The following is a 3175-nucleotide window of genomic DNA, read 5'->3' as shown; positions in this document are numbered from 1 at the left end:
CTAGACCCCCGCGACTTTAGTCGTTGGGAGATTCGGGAACGCATTTTCTTTTCCTCGATTCGCATAGGTTTGCACATCAATCCCGAAGTCATATAACTGAACCATGCTCTCGTCCCCCTCCTCCGAAACAATTCACTAAAAATTTAGCATACTGTTTCAGAAAAGGGGAGAAGGATATCCCGGAGGAATTTGCAAAAAAGAAGGCGTTTTATCTTAATTAGGCGAGAAGACTCCCACTTCAACGAAGCGAAGCGGAGTAAGTGGGAGATGAATCGCCTTAACTATATTTTGCTGAAAATAGGATAGATTCAGTAAAATATAGTATCATATAGTTAGATGGGAGGTGAAAACATGTATTTTTGTATCAAACAACAGCTAAATGGTTTGACCAAAGAAGAATACTTGACTCTTCGAGAACTGTGCCATATTGCCAAGAACATGTACAACGTCGGATTGTACAATGTCAGACAATACTATTTTGAACACAAGGAATTTCTTAATTATGAGAAAAACTATCATCTTGCAAAAACTAACGAAAACTATAAGCTGTTAAACAGCAACATGGCACAGCAAATTTTAAAAAAGGTCAATGAAGCCTTTGAATCTTTCTTTGGCTTAATAAAACTAGCCAAACAAGGTAAATATGACCACAAGGCTATCAGTATTCCAAAATATCTTAAAAAAGATGGCTTTCATTCACTGATCATTGGCCAGATTCGTATAGACGGCAACAAATTCACGATACCGTATTCTCGCCTATTTAAAAAGACTCACAAGCCTATCACGATAACGATTCCGCCTGTGTTACTGGACAAAAAGATTAAGCAGATTGAAATCATTCCTAAGCATCATGCCAGGTTCTTTGAGATTCAGTACAAATATGAAATGCCTGAAGATCAAAGAGAATTAAATGACCAAAAAGCACTGGCAATTGATTTAGGATTAAACAATTTTGCCACTTGTGTCACATCAGACGGCAGATCGTTCATCATTGATGGGCGGAGATTAAAAAGTATAAATCAATGGTTTAACAAAGAAAATGCCAGACTTCAAAGCATAAAAGATAAGCAAAAAATCAAAGGCACTACTCGTAAACAAGCTTTGCTTGCTATGAATCGCAATAATAAAGTGAATGATTATATCAACAAGACTTGCCGTTACATCATTAACTACTGTATTGAAAATCAAATTGGCAAACTTGTCATTGGCTATGCGGAAACATGGCAACGCAATATGAATCTAGGAAAAAAGACAAATCAAAACTTTGTCAATATTCCTCTCGGTAACATAAAAGAAAAACTAGAATATCTTTGTGAATTTTACGGCATTGAATTCTTGAAACAGGAAGAATCATATACGTCTCAAGCCAGCTTTTTTGACGGCGATGAGATTCCTGAATATAATGCCGACAATCCAAAAGAATATAAGTTCAGCGGCAAACGTATTAAGCGCGGCTTGTATCGAACAAAGTCTGGCAAACTAATTAATGCTGATGTCAATGGCGCATTAAACATCTTAAAGAAAAGTAAAGCTGTAGACCTGAGTGTCTTATGCTCTAGCGGCGAAGTGGACACGCCTCAAAGAATAAGGATTGTTTAAAGCAGTCAAACTTCTTTGGAAGCCCCCACTTCAAATTTTCGCTATAAAATTAAGTGGGGGTAGTTCACAAGCCGTAGTGGAAGCGATCCGCGCGTTATTGGCAGAAAAGCCTGTCGGCAATGACATTCGGATCGCGCTCGCATGGTGTTTAGGTATTCTCATTGTTGCATATATAACCGCAATGAGCGTCTACAGACGAAAAATGGCGTGAGGATAGGGCAAGCAGATGATTTGAAGTGAGAAAGATATGTTCGTTACAATAAGGGAGAAAATTCCCTCCGCTTTGGAGGACAAAACCGAGGTGTAACGATGAAGATTGAAGTATGGTCCGATTTTGTTTGTCCGTTTTGTTATATCGGAAAGCGGCGGTTAGAAGAGGCGCTTGCGTCTTTTCCGCATCGGGAGAATGTTGAGGTCGTCTTCCGTAGTTTTGAACTTGATCCAAATGCGAAAAAAGAAACACCGCTCAGCATCCACGAAATGATTGCGCAAAAATATGGTATTTCCGTAGAAGAAGCGAAACGGGCAAATGCCGATATTGGCAAGCAAGCCGAGGCGCTTGGTCTAACGTTTCGTTTTGAGACGATGAAACCGACCAATACGTTTGATGCTCACCGTCTAGCACAATACGCGAAGGAAAAAGGGAAACTTCATGAAGTGGTGGAACGGCTGTTTTACGCCTATTTTACCGAATCGAAGCGAATTAGCGACCGCAACGTGCTACTGGGGCTTGCCGAAGCAGCAGGGCTTGACCGCAAAGAGGCGGAAGCGATGCTCGATGGCGAGCGTTATGCAGAACACGTGCGAAACGAGGAAGCGATAGCGGCTCAGCTTGGCGTCCGCGGTGTACCGTTTTTCGTGCTGAATCAAAAATATGCGATTTCTGGCGCTCAGCCTGTCGAAGTATTCCGTCAGGCGTTAGAAAAAGTATGGACGGAAGAACAGCAGTCCTCATCGCTACAATCTCTCGCCGAAGAAGGCGAAACGTGCACAGACGGGAATTGCGCTATCGACTAAATGCCTCAAGCAAATAAAAATCCGGCTAGAGTCCTAGCCGGATTCATCTTATTCCACTTCCATATTCAAAATCGAATCAAGCGGAACCGCTAAATCTGGGTACAAAAAAGACGTTAATACATCTTTCGGGTCGAATACCGCCCGTTTTTGAAACCGCTCGTCTTCTAAGCCGATGACTTCAATTGTCCGATTGCTTGGGTCGACTATCCAGTACTCTTTCACACCATTTGCTTCATACAAATGATACTTTTGATTGCGGTCTTTAATGCCTGTACTTGCCGACAACACCTCGATGACAAGATCAGGCGCACCTTCTACTCGATTTTTCTTCAGTTGATTCAAATCACAAATAAGTCTGGTTGTACAGCGGTTTGCGCTTTCTCTTCCTGTTTCGCTGTATCGAATTGTACGTCAAATGGCGATAAGATGAGCCGACAGTCACGCGCTTTGAAGTAAGGAGCTAAGGCGAGATGCAGTTCGTTTTTTTGCTCTTTTCTACATTATACCACAACAAGAAAACGCTTTTTCGTGTCGTCACTTCGAGGAACATTGCGCTGAA

Annotated in this window: 3 protein-coding genes and 2 pseudogenes; 3 read left to right on the top strand and 2 right to left on the bottom strand. The window is 41.6% G+C overall.

Annotated features, from left to right (window positions below):
• Positions 1-27 precede the first annotated feature (27 nt).
• Positions 28-105: pseudogene (locus M4I42_RS17125) on the bottom strand (DUF6431 domain-containing protein); the annotation flags it as partial.
• Positions 106-351: 246 nt separating this feature from the next.
• Here M4I42_RS17125 and M4I42_RS16430 point away from each other — a divergent pair.
• From M4I42_RS16430 to M4I42_RS16420, 3 genes are all read left to right on the top strand, one after another.
• Positions 352-1599, top strand: coding sequence for an RNA-guided endonuclease InsQ/TnpB family protein (locus M4I42_RS16430; protein WP_268853128.1), 1248 nt, complete (start codon positions 352-354; stop codon positions 1597-1599).
• Positions 1600-1675: 76 nt separating this feature from the next.
• Complete coding sequence (locus M4I42_RS16425) at positions 1676-1810, top strand: hypothetical protein (RefSeq protein ID WP_442864123.1); 135 nt, start codon at positions 1676-1678, stop codon at positions 1808-1810.
• 98 nt (positions 1811-1908) lie between these two features.
• On the top strand, positions 1909-2616 hold the full coding sequence (locus M4I42_RS16420) for a DsbA family oxidoreductase (RefSeq protein ID WP_268853127.1): 708 nt from the start codon (positions 1909-1911) through the stop codon (positions 2614-2616).
• A 48-nt stretch (positions 2617-2664) separates the two neighbouring features.
• Here the strand turns inward: M4I42_RS16420 and M4I42_RS16415 are convergent.
• A pseudogene (locus tag M4I42_RS16415) lies at positions 2665-3095 on the bottom strand (Uma2 family endonuclease); the annotation flags it as partial.
• Between the last annotated feature and the right edge of the window lie 80 nt (positions 3096-3175).

Source organism: Anoxybacillus sp. J5B_2022 (assembly GCF_026847645.1).
Lineage (GTDB): Bacteria > Bacillota > Bacilli > Bacillales > Anoxybacillaceae > Anoxybacteroides.
The sequence above is the reverse complement of the archived record's forward strand: the minus strand, read 5'-3'. Positions and strand labels throughout refer to the sequence as shown.

Excerpts from the sequence above, each read along its gene's own strand:
- M4I42_RS16430 (WP_268853128.1), top strand. The coding sequence starts at position 352 with ATGTATTTTTGTATCAAACAACAGCTAAATGGTTTGACCAAAGAAGAA.
- M4I42_RS16420 (WP_268853127.1), top strand. The coding sequence starts at position 1,909 with ATGAAGATTGAAGTATGGTCCGATTTTGTTTGTCCGTTTTGTTATATC.